23 protein-coding genes are annotated in these 26,713 nt (G+C 48.4%); 2 read left to right on the top strand and 21 right to left on the bottom strand.

Annotated elements, in window-relative coordinates; all coding sequences use genetic code 11:
• Positions 1–8: 8 nt before the first annotated feature.
• Positions 9–1,682: a mucoidy inhibitor MuiA family protein gene (locus EL628_RS15890; RefSeq protein WP_161975538.1), complete on the bottom strand. Its 1,674-nt coding sequence runs from the start codon at positions 1,680–1,682 to the stop codon at positions 9–11.
• Positions 1,683–2,045: 363 nt separating this feature from the next.
• Between EL628_RS15890 and mutS the strand changes: the two genes are divergently transcribed.
• A complete protein-coding gene (mutS, locus tag EL628_RS15885; RefSeq protein ID WP_126580904.1) occupies positions 2,046–4,778 on the top strand; it encodes a DNA mismatch repair protein MutS in 2,733 nt (910 codons plus the stop codon).
• Positions 4,775–6,550, top strand: coding sequence for a DNA mismatch repair endonuclease MutL (mutL, locus tag EL628_RS15880; RefSeq protein ID WP_126580903.1), 1,776 nt, complete (start codon positions 4,775–4,777; stop codon positions 6,548–6,550). The genes mutS and mutL overlap by 4 nt, the downstream gene beginning before the upstream one ends.
• Positions 6,551–6,572: 22 nt before the next feature.
• On the opposite strand, the gene EL628_RS15875 is transcribed toward mutL, so the two are convergent.
• The 20 genes from EL628_RS15875 to EL628_RS30815 all read right to left on the bottom strand — a co-directional run bounded on the left by EL628_RS15875 (position 6,573) and on the right by EL628_RS30815 (position 26,708).
• The gene (locus EL628_RS15875; protein ID WP_126580902.1) at positions 6,573–7,394 is read right to left on the bottom strand and encodes a hypothetical protein; all 822 of its coding nucleotides are present in this window, start codon (positions 7,392–7,394) and stop codon (positions 6,573–6,575) included.
• Between the two features lie 73 nt (positions 7,395–7,467).
• Complete coding sequence (locus EL628_RS15870) at positions 7,468–8,883, bottom strand: MFS transporter (protein ID WP_126580901.1); 1,416 nt, start codon at positions 8,881–8,883, stop codon at positions 7,468–7,470.
• Positions 8,884–8,995: 112 nt separating this feature from the next.
• Entirely contained in the window at positions 8,996–9,217 is a 222-nt protein-coding gene (locus EL628_RS15865) for a DUF951 domain-containing protein (protein WP_126580900.1), read from the bottom strand.
• An 87-nt stretch (positions 9,218–9,304) separates the two neighbouring features.
• Positions 9,305–9,952 carry a nicotinate-nucleotide adenylyltransferase gene (nadD, locus tag EL628_RS15860; RefSeq protein ID WP_218028929.1) on the bottom strand — a complete coding sequence of 216 codons (648 nt, stop codon included), beginning with the start codon at positions 9,950–9,952 and terminating at the stop codon, positions 9,305–9,307.
• A gap of 32 nt (positions 9,953–9,984) precedes the next feature.
• On the bottom strand, positions 9,985–11,064 hold the full coding sequence (locus EL628_RS15855) for a mechanosensitive ion channel family protein (RefSeq protein ID WP_126580899.1): 1,080 nt from the start codon (positions 11,062–11,064) through the stop codon (positions 9,985–9,987).
• Positions 11,065–11,104: 40 nt separating this feature from the next.
• Complete coding sequence (gene gluQRS, locus EL628_RS15850) at positions 11,105–12,079, bottom strand: tRNA glutamyl-Q(34) synthetase GluQRS (protein ID WP_126580898.1); 975 nt, start codon at positions 12,077–12,079, stop codon at positions 11,105–11,107.
• Complete coding sequence (locus EL628_RS15845) at positions 12,049–12,708, bottom strand: Maf family protein (RefSeq protein ID WP_126580897.1); 660 nt, start codon at positions 12,706–12,708, stop codon at positions 12,049–12,051. The genes gluQRS and EL628_RS15845 overlap by 31 nt, the downstream gene beginning before the upstream one ends.
• Positions 12,705–14,018 (bottom strand): class I SAM-dependent RNA methyltransferase, encoded by a 1,314-nt coding sequence (locus tag EL628_RS15840; RefSeq protein ID WP_126580896.1) that lies wholly within the window; start codon positions 14,016–14,018, stop codon positions 12,705–12,707. Before EL628_RS15840 ends, EL628_RS15845 begins: the two co-directional genes overlap by 4 nt.
• 14 nt (positions 14,019–14,032) lie before the next feature.
• Positions 14,033–16,105, bottom strand: a complete 2,073-nt coding sequence (locus EL628_RS15835; protein ID WP_126580895.1) for a tetratricopeptide repeat protein — start codon at positions 16,103–16,105, stop codon at positions 14,033–14,035.
• 27 nt (positions 16,106–16,132) lie between these two features.
• The gene (locus EL628_RS15830; protein WP_126580894.1) at positions 16,133–18,358 is read right to left on the bottom strand and encodes a tetratricopeptide repeat protein; all 2,226 of its coding nucleotides are present in this window, start codon (positions 18,356–18,358) and stop codon (positions 16,133–16,135) included.
• 190 nt (positions 18,359–18,548) lie between these two features.
• Positions 18,549–20,030, bottom strand: a complete 1,482-nt coding sequence (locus EL628_RS15825) for a glycosyltransferase 87 family protein (protein WP_126580893.1) — start codon at positions 20,028–20,030, stop codon at positions 18,549–18,551.
• Positions 20,031–20,348: 318 nt separating this feature from the next.
• Entirely contained in the window at positions 20,349–20,816 is a 468-nt protein-coding gene (locus tag EL628_RS29850) for a GNAT family N-acetyltransferase (RefSeq protein WP_161975537.1), read from the bottom strand.
• A gap of 35 nt (positions 20,817–20,851) precedes the next feature.
• Positions 20,852–21,049, bottom strand: coding sequence for a hypothetical protein (locus EL628_RS15815; RefSeq protein WP_126580892.1), 198 nt, complete (start codon positions 21,047–21,049; stop codon positions 20,852–20,854).
• A 130-nt stretch (positions 21,050–21,179) separates the two neighbouring features.
• On the bottom strand, positions 21,180–21,788 hold the full coding sequence (locus EL628_RS15810; protein WP_126580891.1) for an NUDIX hydrolase: 609 nt from the start codon (positions 21,786–21,788) through the stop codon (positions 21,180–21,182).
• A gap of 104 nt (positions 21,789–21,892) precedes the next feature.
• The gene (locus EL628_RS15805) at positions 21,893–22,345 is read right to left on the bottom strand and encodes a hypothetical protein (protein WP_136626715.1); all 453 of its coding nucleotides are present in this window, start codon (positions 22,343–22,345) and stop codon (positions 21,893–21,895) included.
• A gap of 131 nt (positions 22,346–22,476) precedes the next feature.
• The gene (locus EL628_RS15800; protein WP_126580889.1) at positions 22,477–22,974 is read right to left on the bottom strand and encodes a hypothetical protein; all 498 of its coding nucleotides are present in this window, start codon (positions 22,972–22,974) and stop codon (positions 22,477–22,479) included.
• A gap of 58 nt (positions 22,975–23,032) precedes the next feature.
• Positions 23,033–23,515, bottom strand: coding sequence for a hypothetical protein (locus EL628_RS15795; RefSeq protein ID WP_126580888.1), 483 nt, complete (start codon positions 23,513–23,515; stop codon positions 23,033–23,035).
• Positions 23,516–24,603: 1,088 nt separating this feature from the next.
• On the bottom strand, positions 24,604–25,182 hold the full coding sequence (locus EL628_RS15790) for an RHS repeat-associated core domain-containing protein (protein WP_126580887.1): 579 nt from the start codon (positions 25,180–25,182) through the stop codon (positions 24,604–24,606).
• Between the two features lie 796 nt (positions 25,183–25,978).
• Complete coding sequence (locus EL628_RS15785; protein WP_161975536.1) at positions 25,979–26,596, bottom strand: RHS repeat domain-containing protein; 618 nt, start codon at positions 26,594–26,596, stop codon at positions 25,979–25,981.
• Positions 26,586–26,708 carry a hypothetical protein gene (locus tag EL628_RS30815; protein ID WP_281276545.1) on the bottom strand — a complete coding sequence of 41 codons (123 nt, stop codon included), beginning with the start codon at positions 26,706–26,708 and terminating at the stop codon, positions 26,586–26,588. The genes EL628_RS15785 and EL628_RS30815 overlap by 11 nt, the downstream gene beginning before the upstream one ends.
• Positions 26,709–26,713: the final 5 nt, after the last annotated feature.

The following is a 26,713-nucleotide window of genomic DNA, read 5'->3' as shown; positions in this document are numbered from 1 at the left end:
TGTTCTGCTTAGTTTTCGACTTCGCCTGTTGGGGGAAGGCCAGTGATCTGGAGTCCCTGTGGATATTCGACCAGGAAGCGATAGTCAATTTTCTGTTCAGCATCGGGAGCCAGCGTAAATTCCCAGGTCAGGAGCGAAAGCTTTGTCTGCTCTGTCGGCTGAGGCTGGATCGATTGGAGCTTAAACTTAATGCGTTCATGTTGTGAGACGGGTAGATGATCACGAACAACGATCTTTCGGGCGACGTGAGCATAGTTATGAACAGTAATGCGATAGGCATAAATGTTGCGGCGCAGATCATTCTGGAGAAGATTTCCTTTCTCAACCGAGCGTTCTGTTGGCTCACGTGTAATTTTAATGCTATCATCGATGCCCAGGAAGATCTTAAATTGTTCATTGGATGCCGTCTGTCTGACCTGAGTTGTTCCAACATATTCTCCGCTCAGGAAGATATTGGCCTCACCTTTCAGGAGAACCTGTTCTGCGGTATTGGTGATAGTAGCACGCAGATGGGCATCTTTTTCCAGAGCAGGAGCAGTCACATAATCAAACTGGCAAGGAAGATCATGGCGAGCAATGGTTGTCTTATGTGGCGAGTTATCGGATGGAATATCGACTGAGTGACCAATGTGAAAGACGAGAGCAGTTCCAGTCTGTTCAACGTTTGCTGTCGCGACTTCAGCCGCAACTGGAGGCGGAGGAAGGTCAAGTTTTTTTTCTTTAAGCGTATCCGCAAAATCATCTAAAGCACTTTCATCAGAGGACATCAGCCGAGAGCGTGAGGGGGCTGGAGCTCCTCCAGCCGATTGTGCAAAGGAGCCAGGAGCAATTTTGCCAAATGCCATCGGTGTTACAACATTGAGATACCAGGGCTGTAGTTCTGGTAACGTTGCAGAGAGGCTTGGCCTGGCCGTTGAAAGCGAGAGACGAACGGCATTCCATGCCTCACCAGTTGATTGACGAACCATTCCAAGGTAGGTCAGTTCGACCGTCCCTGCGCCTGGTTGATCATGAAATTGCACACGAACATCATACTGTGGATACCAGGAAGCATTCTTCGTAATATACGAGACGGCTATCGTTACATCCCCCTCTTGAGCCAGTTCGATTGTCACATTGGCTGCAAGGCGATCCGGACTGGTCGTCTGTTGTTGTGGGCGAAGTTCACGATACCTGGCCTGAATTTCTTGTTCAATAGAGTGTATCTGCAATTCTAGCTGTTGGGCAGTTTCAGCGTCCTGTAAAGATTGAGTCGCCATAAACTGGAAGAAATCGCTGCAGTCCTGAGGCTTCATCTGCCCCTGAGCCAGCCCTTTCGCAAAATCGTGGGATTGTTCGCCGAGAGAACGGAGCCATTGGCGGCGGTCGTTTAATGAATCCTGACGTGCCCGAAGCAGCTCCTTCTGCTGAACGAGCAGATCGATCTCTCGCTGTAACGCTTGTAGAGAGGCTTCGGGCGGCTGGCTGTAGAAAGCCTTTGAGACATCAACGTTAAGAATGCGCGTCCCCTGGGGACCCTCACCAGATGCGCGGAGAGAATCGCGTATAAATTGAGGAAGATTATTGATACGGAGATCGTGTGTTCCGGATGAGAGATGAAGTGTGCACTGCCGTGTAACGAGTGCGCGATCAGTGTAGACCGTGACAGCTATAATTGGAGCATCGAGATTCTGTGCTGGCATGTTATTGACATCCTTCATTGTACAGTAGTTGGGCCAGGAGAAAAGGAAAGATTCCAGATCATCAGGAGATGATGGTAAAAGCTTCTCCTGGTGATTGTATACCATAAAGAAGCGAGCCAGTCTGTTAATTTATTCTCATTTTTCGTGGTGAATGTGGAGAGAGCCCGGAGGGGAGTGATGCATCATGTCTGATTGTGTGACAAAGTAGCGCATGATTGTGTTGCATTTGTTGGATCGTATTTTAAAAAAACAGCAGTGCCAGTACTACAAGTACTGCTTTTTGACAACACATCGAGAATGAGATAAAGTACATGTGTTCAAGGAATATGTGCACAAATGTGTTGAAGTAGAGGTGCGTTGCCAATGTCCAGTATCAGCCCGTCGCGTAAGCAATATCTTGAGTTTAAGCAACAGTTCCCCGATGCGATACTTCTCTATCAAGTTGGTGATTTTTACGAGACCTTTGATGACGACGCCTATATTACGTCCCGCGAACTCCAGATTGTGCGCACCTCACGATCCTATGGGAAAGGGCGAGAGCGAGTCCCGCTAGCAGGGATCCCTTTACATGCACTGGATAATTATCTAGGAAAGCTGATTCAGCGGGGCTACAAAGTCGTTATCGTCGATCAGGTTGGTGAAGTTACGAAGGGGCGAGACGTCGTTGAGAGAGCCGTGAGCCGTATTCTGACGGCTGGGACCCTCTCAGAGCCCAATTTGCTCCCAGCGCGACAGAACAATTATCTTGTAGCCATTGCACCAGCGCGAGGTCAGACGGCTCTGGCGGCGGTTGATGTTAGCACAGGCGAGTTTATGGTCACCTGGTTTGTTGCCGATGAGCTCCCCGTCTCACTGGACGCCGAGTTGCAGCGGCTGGCTCCGGTAGAATGCTTACTGATGGAGGGAAGATCCAGTGACGGATATCAATTTCCTGGTAAGACCATCACCATTACCCATTGTCCCGCCTATTTTTTTCAACACGAAGCAGCACAAGAGCGGCTCTGCCGCCACTTTGGAGTACAGTCATTAGAGGCTTACGGCTGTGCACATGAGCCGCAGGCAGTAGCCGCAGCGGGAGCTATCATCGCCTACTTAGAAAAGATGAATGTCTCTCTCCTTTCACTGTTAACAGGGCTGCGCTCATATCGCACCACCAGCTACATGATCCTTGATGCTCATACCCAGCGCAACCTGGAGATCCTGCATGGAACACGCAGTAATACCGTTGCAGGAAGCCTGTTGGGAGTCCTGGATCGTACCATCACCCCCATGGGAGCGCGCCAGCTGCGACGTACCATTACTCAGCCTCTGCTGGATCTTACAGAACTGGATGCTCGGCTGGTCAGCGTCGAAGAATTGTATGGAAGTCCAGCTCTACGCAACCGTTTTAGTAGCTGTTTGCAGGAGCTGGGAGATCTTGAACGGGTAGCGGGCCGAATACGGCAGGGGACAGCAGTACGCAACGAAGTATTGGGCCTGCGCGATTATCTTGCGCTTATGCCCAGACTCTGCGATCTGTTGCAGAGCTGTGACGCCCCCTTGCTCCATGCATTGAGCGAAGAGCTTAGTGGCTGTCCAGAGGTAGGCGCACTGATCGATCGAGCCTTGCTGAGGAGCGACGAAGAGGACGAGAGTGGGGATGAAGGCCGCATCATTCGACCTGGCTATCAGGCAGAGTTAGATGAGCTCTTTAGCTCCATTCGAGACTCGCGGCGCTGGATGGTCTCACTGGAGGCGCGTGAGCGGCAACGAACGGGCATTAAATCGCTCAAAGTTGGTTTTAATAAAGTCTTTGGGTATTATATCGAAGTCAGCCATGCCAACGCTCGCCTGGTCCCAGACGATTATATGCGCAAGCAGACGCTGGTCAACGCAGAACGTTTTATCACCCCTGAACTCAAAGAGCATGAGGCCTTAATTTTGAGCGCCGTCGAACGCATTGAAGAGATGGAGCGGAGCATCTACGCCGATCTCTTGCGCCAGATCGGCGTCTTTTATGCTGAATTGATGAGCACTGCTGCTGCGGTGGCCCGTGTGGATGTGCTGGTCTGTCTGGCAGAGGTTGCGGCTCATCAAGGCTATGTTCGACCGCTGCTTGAGCAAGGGCATCGCCTTGAGATTGTTGGTGGAAGGCATCCTGTTGTCGAGGCAGGCTTAGATGGCGACGTCTTTATTCCCAACGACACGCGTTTAGAGGCTGATCTGAGTGAGCGCGTTTTTCTGCTCACTGGACCAAATATGGCGGGAAAATCGACGTATCTGAGACAGGTTGCCTTGATCACCCTGCTCGCTCAAATTGGCAGCTTTGTGCCAGCTCGCCAGGCGCGGATCGGGCTCGTTGATCGCATCTTTACGCGTGTGGGTGCTGAAGACGATATTGCATCGGGGAAAAGTACCTTTATGGTGGAGATGGAAGAGACAGCAACCATTCTGCATCATGCTACACAACATAGCCTGATTATTCTCGATGAGATTGGACGCGGCACCAGCACCTATGATGGGCTGGCAATTGCCCGCGCCGTTGTTGAGCATCTGCATAATGAGATTGGCGCTCGCACCCTCTTTGCAACCCATTATCATGAGCTGGCAGGAATGGCCGACGAACTATCTCACTTAAGCGTGTATACGATGGCAATTAGCGATGATGAGGAGACAGGCATCGTCTTTCTGCATCGAATCATGCCAGGCTGTGCAGGCAGAAGCTACGGTATTCATGTCGCTAAATTAGCTGGTATGCCATTAAGTATCGTCAAACGTGCTGAACATGTCCTGGAACTGCTCGAGGCTGGACGTGGGAGCGAGCCTGCACAGACCCCGATGGCCTTGAGCTCAGCAGATAGAAGAGCAGCAGTAGCCAGCTCCGTTCGGAGACAGGTCGCAGAGACGAAGGGGGTCGTGAGAGGCATGAATACTCAGCCAGGATCGGGTGGATATGACTGGCAGAGTGACGAAGCGAGAAAGGCTGCCCAGGCGCTGGATCAGACAGATGATCGCGAAGCTGAGCTGGATCTCATAGATGTGTATGCCATTACTCCGTTGGATGCGCTTCATCTCTTATTTTTGCAGCAGAGAAAGAGGAGTAGGGGCGGAAAATGAAGGCAGATCAACCAATCGATCTTCCATGGGAACAGCCGTTTGAGCGAGCTCAATTGCAGACCCTGCCACTAGAGGTAGCAGAGCGTATAGCGGCGGGTGAAGTCATCGAGCGTCCAGCGTCAGTGGTAAAAGAACTGCTTGAGAATGCGTTGGATGCGGGAGCACATGAGCTGCGCATTGAGATTCGTGGCGGTGGACTGCGCATGATTAGAGTAACCGATGATGGCTATGGAATTCCCGAACACGAATTGGAAGCCGTTTGCCAGCGGCATACAACGAGCAAGATCAGAACTTTTGAAGATCTGAGCGCGTTACACACCTTCGGCTTTCGTGGTGAAGCTCTGGCAAGCATTGCGACAATTGCAGAGATTACCATTTTGAGTCGTACAGTAGAGGCTGAACAGCAGGATGATGAGCAGGCCGCCTTCTGGATCACCTTGCGCGGCAATGAAATGATACAGCGTGGCAGGAGGGCCCGCCTGCATGGAACGACTATCACCGTTCGTGATCTCTTTTACAATGTACCTGCCCGTCTGAGCTTTATGCGTGGGGCTCGTACAGAGAACAGTCATATTCTTCAGCTTGTGCGAAAATATGCTGCGGGCTATCCTGCAACCCGCTTCACCCTGATCCTGGACGAACATCTGGCCCTGCAAACAAGTGGTTCAGGGAGCGTCGTTGAAGCTCTGACAGAGCTCTATCATCTCTCACTGAAAGAGCTCTTGAGCCCTATTGAGCTGAGTGATGGAGCTCACTATCGCCTCTATGGGTATCTTGGAAATCGCATCCTGGCTCAGCATAATCGACAATATCTCACCCTCTTTGTGAATGGACGCCTGGTTAACTCGCGTGGGTTACAAGAGGCATTGGAGCAAGGGTATCGCAGTCTGTTGCCGAAGGGAAAACATCCCTTGCTTGTTTTGCATATCGAAGTACCGCCGCCAGAACTGGATGCGAATATTCATCCAGCCAAAGCAGAGGTACAACTGGTGTATGAAAAAGAGATTACCAGAGTCTTGACCCAGGCTGTGCAGAGTGTATTGGAGCATAATCCAGTCGCGCCTGAAGCGCTTCACTTTCCGGGTCCAGTCTTAGCGAGCCAGAGGCGTTTACCGGGTGTGCGTCGACGTGGGCTTCACGTAGCAGAGACCGCAGAAGGGTATCGAGCAGAAAGCGCTCCACCAGGGACTGCTGAGGTCATTGCCAGCCTTCATCCGTTGGCGCAACTTCAGCAGGCAGTAATCCTGGCAGAAGCGTCAGATGGCAGCCTGTATCTTATTGATCAGCATCGGGCACACGAACGGGTTATCTATGAGCACCTGCGTAGTACCTCAACGGGGAACAGAAACAAAGAAGAGGTCTCTGATGCGCATCTTCTGTTAGAGCCAGTCATGATCGAGATGAAGCGTTATGAAGCCGACCTGCTGGAACAACGTCTTCCCTTATTACGTGGATTAGGGATAGAGTGTGAGCGATTTGGAGGGAGAAGCTTTCTGATTCGTTCTGTTCCTGTTGGTCATGAGCAGGCTGTAGAGCATCTACAAGAGTTAGCGACACTAGCAGCAGAGGATAGCACCGATTGGGAGGACCAGCTACTGATTGGTCTGGCCTGTCGCTCAGCGCTGCGGCGTGGGAGAGAACTAAGTAGTGGTGAGCAGAGAACGCTTCTGCATGCTCTTGCAAAAGCTGCCGTCCCGGCTGTATGTCCTCACGGCAGCCCAATCTTATTGCACTATAGCCGCTCATTTTTAATTGAAAAGTTCTCCTGGTAAGAAGAGGTTCCTGCAACGCCATTCAAGATCGTAGAAGCTGAACAATGGCCTCAGCAATAACCAGAAAGACCAGATCTAGCGCGACCAGGATAAGCAAAGCGAAATCGAGCCGTGAAGCTGCAAAGGTGGCAATCGTTAAGACAGCGGAGGTCAGGTTATAGTACCAGATAGCAACGCCCGCACAGATCAGAAGCACCGTCAGCATCGCTACAAACCAGCGAGCTCCACGCCAGTCCTGGCGGCTAGGCCAGAGCTCTGAGGTCACCGTTAAAATCAGATAGGGAGCAAAGAGAAGAGTCCACCAGGGCCAGCCGGGGCGCAAAATTTTGAAAGAAGAGTGGACGCTATCAAGCGGAATATCCCACAAATTGTAGCCTGTTGCGACCCAGTAGAGAAAGATAAACGCAGCGGTCCCTCCCAGAAGAGGGGCAACCCCACTTATTCCATCACCAACAAAGCTCATCAGAGCCCTTTGAGGACGAACATATTGCACCTCACCCAATTGTAAAGAGGCGGGCCCACCACGCATAACCTGACCATATGCATTTCGCTGTGGAATAGGCTTGATACGGAAAAGCGTAATACTCGTAATACGAAAGCCAAAGGGCCAGAATAGCAGCACCACAAATGCATGACTGAGCTCATGAATAATCACTCCGGGGGCATTCAACCAGAACCAGATCAGGGGGCCTTTTGAGCGAAAGAGCCGATAGCCCGACTCATCAACCCTCCTGCGTAGCCCCTTTCGTGTCAGGCGCAAGAGACCAAAGAGCACAAAGACACCGGCAATTGTTAACCAGGATTGATAGGGGGCGATTTCAGTCATGATCTGCGCATTGGGCATAAATTCTGTGCTCCCTCACGAAGACAAACACAATTTCTGTTTCTATTGTAAACACAATAATCTCATCCGTCAATCAATTTCGCGAAGGCTGAGAAAGCTGATCGGCCTCTTCGGACAGCCCGCGTTGCACATCCTCAGTTCCAGAGGATGAATGTCTGCGTTCATAGGAGAAACCCCAGAAGCCAAACAGAATCTCGCTGGCAGCCAGAATAAAGAGCACCTTCACCATGCCAAAGTAATCAGCAAACGCCCCAATGAAGAGGATAATAGGGATCGAACAGGCATTATAAAAGGCAAGCTGGAGAGCGAGAACGCGCCCCTTAATCCAATCTGGTGATCGTTCCTGCATAATGGCCTGAGCGGGTATATTCACCAGATTTAACGCCACACCAGCTACCAGCATACAGCAAGCAACTAGGATAAATAGCAGTGGATCGGTGCTCCAATGAGCAGGATTAAAGAAGCGTGCTAAAAGCGTTAGCACAGGGAGAAGGACAGTTGCCACTGTAAGCGTCAATGTGCCAAACAGAATCGTGCGGGATGTTCCCAATTTGCGCGAGAGAGTGGGGACAAAGATTGAGCCAGCCACAAGCCCAATACCAGCAGGTGCAAAGACCAGAGGCATCGTATTAGCATCCCGCAAGAGAAGTTTTGTCACAATAGGCGTAGCGAGCTGACCAATGACCAGAATTAAGACACCAGCAAAAGAGAGCTGAACCACCCCGAGGAATAGAGACGTATCGCGACGAACAAACCGCCATCCCTCGCTCATCTCCTGCCAGACAGTAGCCCAGATACTCCATGTTGAAGCGTGCCGTGTTTTTTCAGCGGGAGCATCCAACCGTTGTTGTAAGTGAGCGTGTGGAATACTCAGAATCAAGGCTGCACAGATCAGATAGAGCACACCGATCAAAAGATAGAGTTGGATGGTTGAATTAATGACCAGCCCTTGAAAAGAGAGCGTAGGCAAGAGTGTGAGTGCCAGAGGGGCCAGTAAAATAAATCCCAGAGCTTGAGAGAGCATAAACGTGATATTGAACAGAGAAAGAGCCGGCATAAGTTCCTGTTCATTCACCAGCATGGGAATGGAAGCCCCTTCAGCAGGAGTAAAAAACTGACCAATGGTCGAGATAAGAAAAGTAAGCAGATAAATAGGAATAAGTCCGGTGTTATTGGTCAGCAAAATAAGAGCAAAAAGAAACGTTGCGATTGCACGAAGACAATTACTGGTCCAGAGAACCAGCCGCTTATCGAGACGATCGACGAAGACACCGGCAGGAGCTCCAAAGAGGACCGCAGGCAGACTAAAACTAATAATGGCCAGACCAATCAGCGTTGTAGAATTTGTTTTTTGTTCAATGAGAATAATCATTGCATAATTGGAGGCCTGGAGAATCGTCATAGAGATCAACTGAGCTAACCAGAGACGGAGAAAATCTCGCTTCTTGAGGAGAGAGAGAAAGCCATCGCCTGAATGCACTAGGGCCATAGCGATACATCCTTATGCATAGTGTGATAGAGAAACCACGGAAAGACCTACAAAGAAAAACCACGAGAGACAATCAGGTGAGCCAGACCACGAAGAGGCAATAACGCCTCTTCTACTCCTCATCGAAAAAATCGTCTGTTTTGGACAAGCGTGGCAGCACCTGTTTAATGCGGCGCTCGACCTCAGAGCGAGGAAGGAGCACGCGTCGTCCGCACTTTTCGCAGCGCAGACCGATATCAGCGCCTAAACGTACAACCTCCCAATCGAAGTTGCCGCATGGGTGCTGTTTGCGGAGGCGAAGCCGATCGCCCAGTTGAAATTGCATTGGTTGCATATTACTGATAACTTTCTGTTACGTTATGAATGTGGTCGATAGAGACCATTCTCTATGGTTGCATACTACTGATAACTTTCTGTTACGTTATGAAGGTGGTCGATAAAGACCATTCTCTATAATATAGCGTTCAACAGCTTCAGGTGTCTGATATTTAATCGTGCGTCCAGAAGCTACACGTTGGCGAAGATTGGTAGAAGAGATATCTAATTGGGGTATCTCAACAATCAAGAGCCGTTCATGGAGCCCTGGGAGGCGAGCTTCTAGCCGTTGTAAGTAGTCTAAGTCAGTCGTATAGCCGGGACGGCGAACGACAATGAGCTGATCTAACTGAGACAGGATCCCTGAGGGATCATACCAATGAGGGAAATCTTCCAGGCTATCCCAGCCGATAATAAAAGAGATCCTGGTGTGTGGCTCCCATTGCTGATGCAAAAGGCGAAGCGTCTCTACCAGGTAGGAAGGGCCAGGGCGGTCAACCTCGATGCGAGAAATTGAGAAATGTGGATTCGAGGCGATAGCCAGCTCCACCATCGCCATACGATGTGCAATGGGCGTACTGCCCCTCTCAGCCTTATGAGGTGGATGTCCGGCTGGAACAAAGACAATTTGTGAGAGCGCAAGCGTTGTCCTGACCTCTTCGGCAATAATGAGATGAGCATGATGGATGGGATCAAATGTCCCCCCCATTAAGGCCAATGTGTGTGTTGATGACTGGGATTGATCTGTACTCAAAGGACCTCCCCTCCTCAATGCGATGTGGTTGATTATATCATGCCACCTGGCTCTTTGGCTTCCAGATCTGCATTGGGAAGAAGCGTATGGAGAGCATACACCATCTCTGAGATGTCATGAGTCTGTCCACTGGGAATCCAGAAGCGAACCACAAGGACAAATGTATTGTCAACATAGCTATTCAATAAAGCTATGGGTTCAGGCTTTTCTAAGACATTATCGACCTTTTTTAGTTCTTCAATAATTGAAGGAATCGTGTGTTCCTGTGAATAATCGTCTTTGTGCACCTTCACAATAATAGTAGCGCGCCGCTCGCCATAGTATGTATTGTTAATAACAGCGTTTCCAAAGAGAATAGCGTTTGGAATGGTAATCTCTTCACCACCAACCAGGCGTAGCTTTGTTGCACGTAGCTCAACGCTTTCGACTTTACCAACATAGATGACAGTTGGTGCAATGGTAATGCTAATCTGATCACCGATAAAGAAGGGTCGTTCAAGGAGAATATAGAAGCCTGCCACCAGATCCTTCAAAATGTCCTGAATGGCGAAGGTAATAGCGACCGTAATAACGCTGGCGGCGGCTACGAGATTGCTGGAAGAGATACTCCAGATGGAGAGAATCCAGAAGCCTGCGATCACTAATGTAATGGTATAGAAGAGGCGGCCAATGAAGGTGCGAATATTGATATCGATGCGGTTCTCGCTCAGGCCCCGGATCGTCAGATTTTTAACAGTACGAGCCAGGCCAACGCCCAGACCAGCGAGCAAGAAAGTGGCAACAATATTTCCGAGCAGGCCTGGAACATCTTTAGGATTGAGATGGAGAAAATCTGCGACTATGCCAAGGAGATCATTGCGCCAGACTGCAAGAGCGATCACACTCCCTAAAGCCAGTGGCAAGAGAACTATCAGACCGCCAAGGATCTGACTGATCGATTCATCCAACACCGTTTTTTTGAGGAGTTGAACAAGTCTGCGGCGGAGATAGAGACCTATGATGAGGGCCGCTATAATCACACCAACACTGAGAACAATATTCCCAATCATACTGATGATCTCGACACCACCTGTTGTATCAAACCCGAAACTACGAGGAACAGACAACGACATGAGCAGGAGCACCCTTCCAACCTTTCCAAAATGTGGTAGCTTACTGTATCAGCTTTGTGATTATATCATATTCTGGCTGAGGATATCTAAGAATGAGCTCAGATGGCGTCATGATTTCCCCTATCCCGGCTAGCCCGCAGCTTGCGGCTAATTGTCCAATCACCTCGGCGGCTGAGTATCCTGCCTCACGGAGTGGTGCCAGACCAGCGCTTGCAGAGCGTTTAGAGAGTCGTTTGCCCTCGCTGTCGACCATGAGTGGGACATGGGCAAATGTTGGGATCGGAAAGCGCAACAGTTGAAAGAGGAAGATCTGTCGAGCAGTCGAGGGAAGGAGATCGATCCCTCGGACCACCTGATTGATGCGCATAAGCCCATCGTCAACAACAACTGCAAACTGATAAGCAAAGATGCCATCAGCACGACGAAGAATAAAATCTCCCACCACTTGTTGAACAGATTGCTGCTGGGGCCCTGCCAACAGATCGATAAAGTGGGCTTGATACTCATCAGGGATATGGATTCTGAGTGAGGGGCGTCGTCCAGCTGCTTCATGGCGGCGGCGTTGAGCAGAAGTGAGCTGGCGACAGGTTCCTGGATACCGAGAGCCATCGCCTGCCCCCTGTTGAGGAGCAGTTGCGGCATGGGCAAGCTCTGCCCGACTGCAATAACATGGATAAACGAGACTGCTGGCCTGTAAACATTCGAGATAGTGTTGGTAGATCTCGAAGCGTTCACTCTGGGTATATGGAGCGAAGGGACCAGACAGATCTGGTCCTTCATCCCAATCCAGTCCAAGCCAGCGAAGATCGGTTATGATCTGTTGAGTCGCATGAGAGTTAACTCGAGGTTGATCGAGATCCTCAATGCGTAAGACAAAGCGTCCACCCTGAATGCGGGTAAAGAGCCAGGCAAGCAGCGCTGTGCGTAAATTGCCCAGATGGAGCTCTCCAGTGGGACTTGGCGCATAGCGTCCCCGTAGTGGCGCTAACGCTGGCATTGCTCCGACCAGGGACACTGCTGCCCCTGTCTCCCCTGGGTAGCTGGATGGACATCGAACTCTGCAAGTAAGCGTACAAGCGTACAGAGTGGTAGCCCTACCACATTCAGATAGCAGCCATCAATACGTTCGGTTGGTTGGAAAGAGGCACTCTGAATCCCATAGGCACCAGCTTTATCCATTGGATCGCCAGTTGCGATATAGGACATAACCTCCTCTTCGGTGTAATCTCGCATCAACACGGGCGTAGAGCAACTGGCTCCACGTGAGCGAAACTCGCCGTCGATAAGAGTGCTTACAACAACGCCAGTTACCACATGGTGCCAGCGGCCACGTAGCGAGAGCAGAAGCTCACGAGCGTGTGCCTCATGGCGGGGTTTGCCCAGAACCTGATCATCCAGAATAACCGTTGTATCTGCGGTTACTACCAGATGGTTGGCAGCTTCAGGCTGCGTCAACGTCATCACAGCTTTGTGCAAAGCTGTCCATTGTGCCAGGCCGGTGGCTGGCCCTTTGTAAAAGAGTTGAGCTGCATCTTCATCCCCGGGGGCTATACCAAGCGTAAAAGGGAGACCCAACTGTGAAATAATCTGTCTCCGCCGGGGTGAAGCGGAGGCCAGAAGAATAGGGAGATCCTGTGCTTTCATAAATTATTGCGCTCCAGTACAGCGACGCATTCGATATGGGCCGTTTGTGGAAACATATCGAGTGGTTGGACGGAGTGAAGACGATAGATGGTATGTTGATTACAAAGGATATTAAGATCGCGAGCCAGAGTGGAAGGATCGCAAGAGACATAGACGATGCGAGCCACCGGATTCTTCAACAGAGCATAGAGGACGGCGGGCATGCAGCCTGCGCGTGGTGGATCGATGACAAAGCCATCGATCTGTGATGAAAGCTCTGGGAGAAGATCTTCCACCTTCCCTTTCAGGATCTCCACATTATCGACATGGCGGACATTCCATTGAGCATCCTTGATGGCGCTAGCTGACTCCTCAATCGCGATCACTTTACCAACGGTGCGCGCCAACAGGAGCGCAAATGTCCCTACGCCACAGTAGGCATCCACAATAGTCAATTTTTTGGCCTGTTCCGTCGTTTCGGCCAGTGCCGAGGTGAGCAGACCTTGCTGGACCATTGCAGCCATCTTCTCTGCCTGTTTGGTATTGGTCTGGAAGAAAGAACTGGGACGAATCCGAAATGTCTCGCCGCCAAGAACCTCATCCATTGTCTCGGTATGGAGCTCAATGCCAGCTTCAGCCAATTGCTGTTTCACCTCTGGTTTCTGCGCGGGTTGCATAAGCATTTGCTGATTGGTTGTTGAGCAGCGAATAAGCACCTGTGGCTTGGGATTGACATGTTGTTTCACAATACGAAAAGCCGTATTGATCTGCTCATGAGCGATAGGACATTCCTCTAGTGGGAGGACGCGATGTGTGCCCTTTGCCGTGAGTCCAGGCTGACCGGTGCGATTAACCGAGAAGCGCATATGATTCCGATAGTGCCAGGGGACATCGCAAGGAACCGTTGCCAGCAATGGAGGATCATCAAAGCCTCCCACCTCTTGTAACAGCTTCAAGACCACCTCGCGTTTCCATTCTAGCTGAGACTCATAACGAAGGTGTTGAAGTTGGCAGCCACCACAGGTGCCAAAGACGGGACAGGGAGCTGTGACACGAAGTGGAGAAGGTTGATGTACCTCTGTAATCCAGACTCTGGGAGGGCGAGGCTTCCAGCGTCGTCGTTTGCGACCTGGTTGCGGTGTGGGAGGAGCCTCAACCGCAATCGTCACACGTTCTCCAGGCAGGCCCGTAGGAACGCGATAGATAACGGAGGTTGTCTCGCCAGCCTCATTCTGCGTCTGGACCTCGGCGAGCGCCTCACCCTCGCGGGTGAGCGCTCCCAATGTCACAGTATGGTAAGTAATTGTTTGTTCGGTTGGTATCTGTGTCATGATAGCAATCTGTATTATTTCTTCTTTTTCTTTGGATGATGGTGCTGTGAACTGGAGCCCTTAGAAGGGCCTTTTGATTGTGCCCGCTGTTTCATTTTCTGTTGATTGAGCACAGAACGCACCGTTTGAACCAGTTCGTTTTCTCCTTCATCATCTAAAGCTTCCGCCTGCTGGAGATATTTTTCGGCGCTCTTAAGATCATTCCCCTGAATATAGGTCAAAGCCAGCATCGTCGTCAGATCGACCGATTCAGGATCGACCTCTAATCCTTGCTGGACCACCTGACGTGCAAGTTTGAGCTCACCTAGCTCAGTATAGATAGCAGCCAGTTCGGCATGAGCCTCAATCAAGGTTGGATTTGTCTCAATGCTGCGCAATAAATGAGGAATGGCCTCCTCTTCCTGCTCCAACTGATGATGGAGAGTACCCAGGTGGAACCAGATATTGGGAAAATCTGGTGCCAGAGCAGCCACACGCTGATAGTGTTTCAGTGATTCTGCTGGTTGATTGCGCAACTGAGCCACTTCAGCCAGGCCAGCCTCAATTAAAGCTGTCTCTTTCTCGTCAGTTGTTAGCTTCTGGGCTTTTGCCAGGAGATCGGCAGCTTCATCGAGCGTCTCATCATCTTCGAGCAGGAGATCTGCAAGGAGAATGTAGGCAGCCGGTGCGTTGTCGGTAGCAATAGCCTGTCGCAGCGTTTGCTGTGTTAATGTATGGAAGCGCTCGGCAAGCTCATCATCTTCATCATCATCAGCGGCATCAATCAACGTATTGTATGTAAACGCCAGTTCGCGCAGAGCTTCGCCCCGGAGCTCTGGCACATGTTCGATCAACTGCTGTAGATAGACAGCAGCGCGTTCGGGCTCGTTGATGAGCATGGCTTGAGCATAAGCTTGCTGATGATACTCTGGATGCGCTTCAGGATGTTGAGAGATCAAAGCATCATAATAATGAAGGCTCTGAGTCGTCATGCGAATAGCCTCATCCATTTGAGCTAAAGCCTGACCAAACTCTTCATCGTCGTCCTCCTCATCGTCCTCGTCCTCTTCATCCTCGTCGTCCTCATCAAACTCTTCTTCATCCTCCTCCTCATTGTCATCATCGTCCTCGTCGTCGTCCTCCTCCTCCAGACTCTCTGCAAGTGCTTGAAGTGCCTGTAAGCGTTCTTCAAGGACCTCCGTAGGGGTTTGTAGTGTGTTTGCGCCTTCATCGGTCATCGTCGTAATGAGCCACTCATCGTTCTCTTCAACCAATGTGTAACGCGTCCAGAACCAGTGGCGTCCAGTCTCCTGAAAAATGGCTGTAGCCACTGGTAACTCTGGGAGCGTAGAAGCAATTGGAGTCTCTGCAAAAGCTAATGACCATCCAATTTCAACAGAGATAGGTTGGCCTGTTTGTTCGGGTGACGTTGGATGAAGATACACGATTTTCGCATCTAATGGCGCTGGTTCGTCTCCATCATCATGGGTATAGATGAAAGCGACCTTTGATCCACTGGGCTGTGCTTGATTGCTCCAGGCCTGTCGGCGGGAGACCCACTCATCTTCTGAGAGACCTTCGCGTAAAGGGCTTGTTTCTGCCAGTTGACGATAGGCTTCATCAAAAGTGCCGGAGGACCATGCATCAATAAAGGTGGCAACAGTCTCTTCGGCATCTGAGCCACCAAAGAGATTCCCTGCGCCAGCCAGGATTGATTGTAATTCTGCGAAGATAGCATCGTCTGGAAGCTCGCTATCCTCTTCAGTTGCCAATTCAAAAGCCTGACTAAGAGTTGGCACAGAGGGTGGGGTCCACTGTGGATAGATCTCCGAGCTTTCGAGACGAATGATGGTTTTGCGAGCCTCTTTACGGACATCTTTTTGGGATGACATCGTATTCATAGCCATTGCAACATCGGCAGCGGCAACCGTTTTCTCCTGTGCAAGGGCCTTTAAGAATGCGGTCTGTACTTCTTCTGGAAGAAGAGTAATTGGCTCAAGCAGCGCTGAGATTTCGGCTGCTGGCTTCATTCCTTGCAACTCGTGAGCCAGTGATGGATACTGTGCAAGTAGTTGCTGTACTTGTGGATTCTCGTGCTTGTTGGGCATAAATGATCCTTTCCCTGCCACGCATGACTACTTTTTCTTTTCACTGTAGATGTGTTGTCGTACGCTCTGCACTATATCTAACGTTGGATCGAGGCGTTCGGCCTCATCAAGGCGTCGTTGTGCGCCGCGTTTATCCCCTATCTCAAAGAGAACTGAGGCCAGCAAAGCGAAGAGGTGAGCGGAAGCGGGATTGGTGCGTATCCCTTGCTCAAGAATGGTTCTGGCTTTCTGTGCCTGCTCGGTGTTCATATAGATAGCGGTAAGTTCGGCATAGATGCGAATATCGCCAGGTTCTAGCTGAAGGGCGCGCTGATAATAGCCTTCGGCCTGATCAAGGTCATTGAGGAGGCGATTGGCAAAGCCCAGGCTAAACCAGACGCCAGGGTAGCGAGGATCGATCTCGGCGACCCGTTGATAATGTGGTATAGCTGCTTGCATATCCTCGCGGCGCATCGCAATATTTCCGAGGCCAGCCTCAACTGCCGCTGCTTCTTCGCCCTCAATATGTAGCTGTTGCGCTTTAATAAATTCCTGTTCGGCTTCCTCTTCGCGATCCATACTCATTAATAGTTCAGCGAGCAGCATATGTCCCAGGCCATTTTCGTCAATGGAGATGGCCTCGTGAAGTGACTCTTCGGCTCGCTGTAAGAGATGCTGATTTCGTTCAGTGAGATGTTCGTTGCCTTCTTTATAGGCGAGGCCAACCAGAGTCGAGCCTAAGCGGCGTAAGATATCGCCACGATTGGATTGGAAGCGTTGATAGGTGCGTTCGAGATAGACCAGGATGCGCTCAGGATTGCCTGTAAGAATGGCGCTGCTATAGGCTTCCTCATATATCTGTTCGTCCAGTGGGAGTTGAATCAAGAGAGCATCATAGAGATGAAGGAGCTGCGTTAACTGCCAGGAGACCTCATCAACAAACCGTTGAGGATCGGTATCTCGTAGCTCTTTGATGCTTTTTTCAATACCATCCTCATATTCTTTCATGCGCTTCTGGATGGTTTCTACCGATAGTGCCTGGACGCGAGCCCCTTCATCAGTAATTGTTTGGATGCGCCATGCACCATTTTCTCGAGTCATTTGATAGCTCGTCCAGAACCAATGGCGGTGAGTCTCTTTATTCACTGAAGTGCCTAATGGGAGCTCTGAGATCGTACCGCTTAGCGGCGTGTCACTGAGCTCAAGCGACCAGCCAATCTCAATCTCTTTGGTTTTAGGAGTGCGGCTCGTGACATTTGTCGGGACCCAGAGAGCACTCTGGGGTTGGGGACGCTCATGAACAAAGCCCAGTTCTAAGCGAGCGGGTTTTGCCTCATCGGCCCAGGCGCGGTGAAGCTGAATCCATTCCTCACGGGAAAGGTTATCGCGAACGGGGCTCTCCTTCGCCAGTAGATCATAGGCCAGGCCATAATCGCCCATTGACCAGCCGCCCAGGAAATTGATAATGACCTCTGCTTCTTCCAATTCAGGGCTGATAAAAGTTGCTTGATGATCTTCACCTGGCTCGGATTCGGGCACCTGGAGAAGCAATTTATTGATCTGAGGAAGCGCCGCGCGATAATCCTCATGAGGTTGTTTCGCTCGCCAGGTATTGACCGATAATGCTTCTTCGAGCAGGCGTCTCCCCTCAGCCAGAGTGCACTCGACCAGATCACTGCCAGCCTGATGTATGCGGCTACGTAGATCTCTAATGCGTTCGTTGACCTGGGTTTTGCTGGTTATATCAGCCATGAAATCCTTGACGCCAGCCTGCCAATAATCCAGGAGGAAAGAGAGAAAGCGAATTTCACTATATTCATAGCCCTGCTCCCAGATCAGAATGAGCTGAACTTCACCCTCGTCACGCGTCTGTGAAACAAATCCTTTCCAGAAGCGAGGAGGTTGCGAGATAGACATCTGTACAGCGGGAGCTTGAACGACGGGTGGTTTCCATTGAGAAGTAATTTTTGAAGCTTCCAGCTGCAAAAGAGCTCTACGAGCCTCTTTGCGAACTTCCTTTATCGGACAGAGTGCATTCATAGCCGTAAGTACATCGGCTGCTTTTGTGTTTGTCTCTTTGGAGAGCGCCTTTAACACGGCAATCTGCACCTCTTCGGATTGAGAGAGAAGTGGTGCAAGAGCTCCCTCGGCATCAGCCTGTGTCGTACTTGTATGTAAGCTTTCTGCGATCTGAGAATATTGATCAAGCAGATGTTGTACCTGCGTAAACTCTTCTTGTGAAAGCTGGGTATTGCGAACGTTTTTATGAGACATAGTACCTGTCAACTCCTTGTTACACCAGCGAGATATTGGTTGGATTGTACCACGAAGTGAGACAAGAGTCGAGACACATCGGCATATAGATGTCTGAGTAATTATTTCGACAAAAGAAGAAAGATCATCAGGTGAAGAAAAAAACACAGCGGATAGAGAATAACTCTCTATCCGCTGTTTACTATCCAGATCAGGCGTTAATGGGTGTTGGCAGACTGATGGTTGGAGTCTGTCGAGTATGGAGCTCTTCTTCTGACGCCTTTGTGCGCGATGTGTTGCGTGCGGCTTGAATGATAAAGATTGGGAAAGCGATACAGTAGAAGTAGGAAGCCAGACTGCGCCAGGCCAGGAAGAGTGGCAGGACAGCGAGCAACATGACCGATTCTGGGCGTTCGCGACAGGTGCGCCAGTACCAGATCATTGCACCGAGCATACCACCGTACTCGAGAATGCTATAGAAAGAGGTTGGCAGGTAAGGGATGAGATGGGTAACGCTCAGGTTGATGATCCCCACTCCCATTGGGAACATTGGGTCGGCGATGGGAGCCATCACCCCAGCAAACCACGCCTGTGGGTCCCAGATAATAAAAGGCAAGTTGATCAGAAGGGCCACAGCGCCTGCAAAGCTCATGCGATAAATGGTAGCTTTAAGGCCATAGTGGCGTAGCAACATGATCATATAGAAGGGGGCAAAGTACCATGCGATCTGCTTACTGGCAAGGGCGAGCCCAAAGAACAGAGCCGAGATCCAGCGGCTATCACGTTTGAGCCAGGCCATGACCACGAGCAGGCTATAGAAGATATCGAGATTTCCACCAACAGTTGATGCCCACATAGGGATATTGGCGATGGCCAGGAGGAGTACCCATGGCCGCAATTCAGGTCGAGCCGCCTTCCAGGCTAGATAGACTAACAGGAGATAGCTCAAGACATAGAAGGGTAAGACATTATAGTGTTTAAACACAGCGAATGGGACCAGGGTAAGGAACGAGAGAGCGGGATAACTGACTTTTGCCTCAAATTCAGGTACTTCATCGGCTTTGAGAGAAGTATTTAGCACAGATTGCAGCTCTGCCATCTGCGGATAGTCCAGACGATTGGCAAACTGACCCTGGCGCAGCGGAGTAGTCCAGTCGGGCTGGATATTGAAGCGGCGCATCAATTCGGGAATATTGGAATCGGTATATGGATTGCGACCTTCCAGTAACAGAATTGCTGCATTTGTATCCAGAGATGTGCCGTCATTAGTGAACTGAACGGGCGCAAAGCTCAAGATAACGCAGCGAGCGAGCTGGATGCCTCCGATAAAAGTCAGGATTAACATCAGCATCAGCACAATTCGTTGCCAGAGCTGAGGTTGTCCGGGAGTCTTCATCGTAGAGGCCGGGCGCAGGGCTTTCCATACAGCATAGAAGCTTGCCAGAAAGAAGACCATTGGGAGCAGTGAGCGGAATGGGCCTAATTGCGCAATATTCGTAATATAGCTAATCTCATTCAGTGACTGAAAGATCAGCGCCAGGGCGATCCAGACGGCGCGACCCTGTAATTCGACAACGGCGCTATTGGCTGACGAAACATCCTCAGTAAAGAATGCTCGCATCCATTTATAGGAGAAAAGCTGTTTTTCTTGTTGTGGTAACGCGGTCTGTGCTGTAACAGATCTCAAAGCCATAGACACACGCGCTTCTATCGCAAGAAATGCTCACCATGTCACAGAGTAAGAAACGAATAGAGAACGATGTGAGCATTGGATCTTCGAGCGACTCTGCGCTATTTACCTCCCATTGAAGTACCGAGAACAATGGCGGAATAGTATGAAACTTTTATCAGTAGAGTTTCTCGGTCCGTGTCTTAAAACGAAGGGGAGTACCCTTTCGTCACAAATTACCGCGCTTTTTCACGTCTTGAGGAGATCTTGAGAAATGAGCAAGACTGGAGGTGCGTATCCTCTTCTTGATGGAGGGAAGAAGAGGATAGAGATGCTGCCGAATTAGAGTGGGAGACGATAATAGAGCTCGCGATGTTTGAGCTCAAAGCCCAATTTCTCATAGAGCTGAATGGCCGATGTATTTTGATCCCAGACATGGAGATCGATAGACTCTAAATGTTGCTCAGTGCGAGCAAACGTAATGACATGTTCAAGGAGCTGGCGAGCCAGCCCCTGACCACGAGCATCGGGATGGACAATGACGCGCTTCACATACCCAACAGCATTTAACGAATCATTGGGAGGGAGCATGAGTTCTGCCTTCGCCACTGCTTTGCCATCGCTTTCGGCAAGGAAGATCAGTGTACGTTCATGGGTTGAAGGATCGACGGAGCCAAAGTATTTCTGCATATCACGATGAATATCGCGTGTGGGCGAGGCACTGAAGCTGTCGAGGTATTCAATTTGGGCGATATCGGCAGGCGTAGCGAGGTGAATAAACAAGCGGGAGACCGAATGTTTGTCTGTCATAGTTCGAATCCTGATTTAAGCTAACCTGACGAAGATTACATTTTTTTGCGTGGAAGCGAGAGAATGGCAATTAATGCAACACCTGAACAACCTAGAAGTAGGATAGAATAAAAAATAGTTTCTCCATCTCTTGGCGTAGCTTGAATACTGGTGACTAACTGGGTGAGACCCCAGGCTAAAAATCCGATAAAGACAGCAAATAAAAGCAGTGTGCTGGTAAGTTTCTTACTCATGTTGGCATCCTTTTGCATAAATTGGAAGGCAAGAGGCCCCCTTTTTTAGGATTATAACATAGTCTGACCAGTCTCTCCTGCTTCCTTGTCCAATCAGGGTATGTCTCCATCTTGTAGCTCTCTCGGAGCCTTATTTTTGTGTCGTGAGTGCCTCCCAGACGAGTTGATGGATAGGTGCGCGAAACTGGCCCCAATCGCTCCAACGCCAATAAATAAACTCTTCTTTGGAGCTACCAAGAGCCTCTAGATTTTGGGCCAGGGTTGGAAGTTCGCTGATCTCGATCTCGCGGAACGCCTCGACCTGTTCGTCTTCATCGATAGCACCAAGCGTGCCACTTACCTCATCGAGCAGGAAGGCAAAGGTATAGAAGACCGGCGTGTCAGATTTTTCCAGGTGATAGGAGGCAATAGCGAGAAACTGTTTAACCTCGACTTCAAGCCCGGTCTCTTCCTGCGTCTCGCGTAACAGTGCATCAAAGACGTACTCTCCATGGTTAATACCGCCAGTGAGCAGGCGATAGGCCCCCTGAGGATAGAAGGTCTTGATCATCGTTAGCAAACGACCATTACGACGGCGCACAACCATACAGACCTCGCCATAGCGATCGGTCTTATCAAGTGGATCGAAGTATTTATTTTCGCCCAGATCAATCGAACGGATAAGAGGCTGTCCATAACGTTCAGAGAGCCGAGTTATCTCATCCTGAATCTCATTGGGGAGGGTAGAAAGTAAGGTCATAGATATAGATACTCCTTAGAGAGATATGTAATAGAGAGAGGTAATTATTTCCTTATTATAGCATAAGCCTGTGTGGAATTATAGCATGAGACCGTGTGGAGTATTTAAATGCCTTTGAAAGAAGAGGAATCTTTTGGAGGAACTAACTCATCTTTATCTTTACTCTCTGTTTCTGTGAATAATTTTTTTACTTGTCTCCATTGAAACGTATACACAAAAAAAGCGAAACAGACCGCACCACAAATAGGTAGAATGAGATGCAAAACATTATCCACTTCAGAAAAAATCTTTATCCAGAAAAGAACAACAATAACATCCACAAGAAAGTAAAGCCCTATTGTCAATCCTTTTCCTTGTGCTATCCCTATAGTATAAGAATATCCTGAAGCCTCCTTTTTTAATGCTCCTCTCTTTAAGCGTATTGTACTTAATCCAAAAAGAATAAGCACAATAAATAGACTAGTGATAATAATAGTGAGCGTTTGTTGCATCATTATTACTCCGATGGAAAATAAATAACAATGTAGATAAAAAAGAGCTAAAAGTTTATTTTTCATCTCAGAGAGCATTCATACCTTAAAAACCTTTCACTTTTAAATCGAACGAAAACAACAATTCCCCTATCGCCTTATGAGAAATACAACTGAACTAACTAAAATTACAATTATCGCATTTTAATTGTAAAAAACTATCTTTTTATTAGTATTACTAATAAAGTTACTATCATAGAAATAACACACAAAAGAGCAAATAAATACACAAAAACTTTAAAAAAAGATAGTATAATATCCCTATTAAATGCACTTTCTAAGTCTTTAAGGATATTATTTTTTATTTCATCATTGAAGTTTTTTATTACACCTCTCGGTTTTTTGAAGACCATAGCAAATGTTACTCCTCTTAGCAAACATGCTTCGATATTTGAAACAATTCTATCAAGGCATAAACTCTTTCTTGCTTTAGCTCCAGCAAAACCTAACGCTGAGGCAGCTGCTCCACCTATGAAAAGAGAAAGGAGTACGAGGATCAGATTGATCAGCTCAAAAGGCCGTGTCGGCAACAGATCTGTCAGCATCGCAGGATGATCAATAGCCATTTCGAGAATGAGTGCGACAATCAGCAGGCCCAGGCAGATCTCAAGGGCCAGCAGCCAGAGTTGTTTGATGGTGAGGGTTTGTGTATTCACTTCCGTCTCCTTAAGCACGACATAGCAGTAAAATGCTCTTACATCATCAAAAATAACTCTAATTTTTGTTATACAAGTTATAGAAAATTGCAATAGGTATCAAATTAACACTAAACACCACCAAGTAAATAATTATCAAAAGCCATCCATGATCAAAGTTTGTCACAATTTTAAAAAAAATGATAATGTTATTTAGAGCTTGGGAAAGTGCCAACATTCCAAACAAATAAATAAAAATCATCGCGTAATTTGTTTGTTTGGCTCCTTTCAGCTTTACACTAGAAAAAGAGGCAAGCCAACAACTCAGACAAATCAATAGGCTATCAATAGCTAAAAATAATAATAAAGGAATAGAAACAGATTCTAATCGTTCGATTAGAATTGTTGAAAAAATAAGTATCAATAAAATTATGCTTTCATAAAAATATAATATTTTCCTTTCAACATCTTTTTTTATGTTCGCAATAATATACAAACAAACAATGCTTAAAATATTAAAAGCAAAAAGCAAAAATAGAAACACTTCACTTAATATTTTCACCTTAGGACTCCTTCTATAGCTGGTTGTCAAGGTGCCACTATGCGTGATCAGGTCCAGATACTGCACGCTTTTTATTGAAATTTGACAGGGTTCTTGTATACCCGAATTGTTACCAAAACCTTTAGGTTTGGTGAACGATCTTGATCAATTGTGAGGTACAAGCGACCTGAGAGAATACATGTAACACTATTTGGATCAATACGCTTAGGTCACCTTCTTTATGCGTGCATGAATGCAGCTTTAGCCAGTTGGATGTATGCTGCTCCTGCAAATCCTGACACGACGACAGTAGGAACGCCAGATACCTACTTTCCAGGTAGAGGTATTTTTAAACCGATGTTCCTAAAAATAGCGACAAAAAAGAAAAGAAAACCAATTATACCGAAGAAATAAAGACAGATTGTTCTTATTTCTTCTAATTTAGCCCTTGTGAAAACAAAATAGCTAATCCCTGCGAGAGAAAATAGTAATGAAGAGAGAGCATAAAATATATTGGACGTCATATATCCTCCTTCACGCTTCTTTTGAACATGAAAAACTATTACTACAAATGATATGAAAAATATACATAATGAAATCAGCACATTTTTTGTCGGCCCAGAAAAATACACGATTAAAAAGAATAAGCATATTAATCCTAACAGGATAACTATTATTAAGATTAGCATTTGTTTAGACATTTTGATGTCCTTATTTTCCATGATGCCCTCCTCAAGATACGTATCAAAATGGCACAAAAGATTCACTATTCAATACTAGTACGTTTTCAGTATCACTGTTGGTAGTAAGCCTTGATGAGCTCGCCATTAGAGAATGGACTGTTTGAGGGAAGTAAGGGTCTTGTCTGACTCTATTTTACTCAGGTAGCTCTTCTCTAAACTATACTTTTTCATCCCCCATGATGGCAGACGGACACCACCCTATGCAGTTATGACATATAAAAACTGTAACCCAGACAGCAGAGACCGACAATAAGGAATAGAACCACAATAAAAACGAGGCCAAATATTCTCTTTAAACTATCATTCTTTTCTTTCATATGTCCCTCTTGAATCTTCGCATAATATTTATGCATAAGTAATTCGTCATTATCTAAGAATGCACAATATAAAATCTACTAATTCAATACCATCAATTACTGATGAATCTAACCACACTAATGTACTGACGGTTCCGACAATGCCTAATAAAGATGTTACTATGGCTTCGGAACAATCTCGTCCACTCGGATCCACCTCATTCACAGGATTATCATCAGCATACCCATACGGATTCCCTTTCAGCGTCTCCTGCAAGCTCCCACCCACTGGCGTCCGCTGCGTCCAATGTCCCACTGTCGGATCGTAATAGCGAATGCCGAACTTGGTCAGGCCGGTGCTGCTATCGTAGTAGCCGCCAGCATACTTCCAGGGGTTGTTGAGGCCGCTCTGTTCCTGCTGGCTGATGATGTTGCCGTAGGGATCATATGTGTAGGCATTGACCTCCTGGCCGGTGCTGTTGGTCATGCCGACGACGGAGCCCAGGCCATCGAACAAGTAGTAATATTTCTTGCCGTCTGGCGTTCGCTCGTTGTTGAGCAGGCCGCAGCTACAGCGGACATATTCGGTTGTGCCTGCGGTGGTCTTGGCTCGGGTGAGACCCAGGCCGCCGTAAACAAAGGCCTGCACCTGCTGAATCTAGTTTTTCAAAGTGCTCAGCAGGTGGAAGTCTCTTCTTTCATCATTGCCATTCTATCCTCATACCAGCACATGTGTAGTCTTCTGCGACGCCTTCTTGCCTCTTGGATAGACCAACCTGCGCCCGGAGAGGGTCACCACCAACAGCACCAAAGCCCTCGCATAAAAGACCCGTTCCATCACCCTCTCTCCACAGAGAATGACTATTTCTATAAAAAGAGTCAGCGGCAACAGGATCATGGTGATCAGCTTAAAAGGTCGCGTGGACATCAGATTGGCCAGCCTTGGGGATAATCACTATCTATTTCGAGGATGAGGTCGACGATGAGCAGGCCCAGGCAGATCTCAAGTGCCAGTAATCCCACGTGTTTGATGGTGAGAGTCAGTGTGTTTATATATTTGCTTGCTTTCTTCTGTCACAGATATCAATAAAAGAGGCTCTACCAACAAAATAGCTTTTCCAATAACCATTCTGGGAGTGTCTGTCAATGCGACTTTTTTAACATGAGATGCAAGTAATATGCAATACACAACACAAAAACTACTGCTGTAAAACCTAATAGTATACGTATGAAAACCGTATACTGATTATTGGCGGCAACATAGAAAAAATAGCAACTAGCAATAGCCATCATAAGGCTTATGATCGTATAGCTGCTCTTGCTTTTTGATGATTTCATTCTCTTTATCTTTCATTTTCTTGGGGATGCTTTTTCACTAATAATGCAAAAGCATTCCCCAAATTTGTAAAGAAAGTATTTCTACCTAATTTATGATGAAACACAACTCATCCGAAACACTTAGCGGCTAGTGCGGCACCCACACCAGCACCTATAAGTGCCAATACAAGTGCACCGCCAATAATACCTACTATCACTGCTGGACTTACGGCAATACCATATGTAGCAAGGAGTGTAACAACCTTTGGTACCGATTGTGCAGCGACAAGAGCTGGTTTTATTAAACCAATAAGGGCTCCACCAGCAGCACCTACACCAATGAACAAACAAGCAGCAACCGGAGTATCACCACTCGGATCCACCTCATTCCCCGGATTATTATCCGCATACACATACGGATTCCCTTTCAGCGTCTCCTGCAAACTCCCCCCAACCGGCGTCCTTTGCGTCCAACATCCCACTGTCGGATCGTAGTAGCGAATGCCGAACCCGGTCAGGCCGGTGCTGCTATCATAATAGCCGCCTGCATATTTCCAGGGGTTGTTGAGGCCGCTCTGTTCTTGCTGGCTGACGATGGTGCCGTAGGGATCATATTTGTAGGCATTGACCTCCTGGCCGGTGCTGTTGGTCATGCCGACGACGGAGCCCAGACCATCGAAGAGGTAATAATATTTCTTGCCGTCTGGGGTCCGTTCGTTGTTGAGCAGGCTGCAGCTACAGCGCACATACTCCGTCGTACCAACTGAGGTTGGCTCGTGTGAGTCCCAGGCCGCCATAGACAAAGCTGTCGCTCTTGACTGTGACACGCTGGCTCTGGTCGGCCTCACTCGTCTGCATCAGCT

It is taken from the genome of Tengunoibacter tsumagoiensis, assembly GCF_003967535.1.
GTDB classification, from domain to species: Bacteria; Chloroflexota; Ktedonobacteria; order Ktedonobacterales; family Ktedonobacteraceae; genus Tengunoibacter; species Tengunoibacter tsumagoiensis.
Note: the sequence above shows the minus strand (reverse complement) of the source record. Positions and strands in the feature narration are given on the sequence as shown.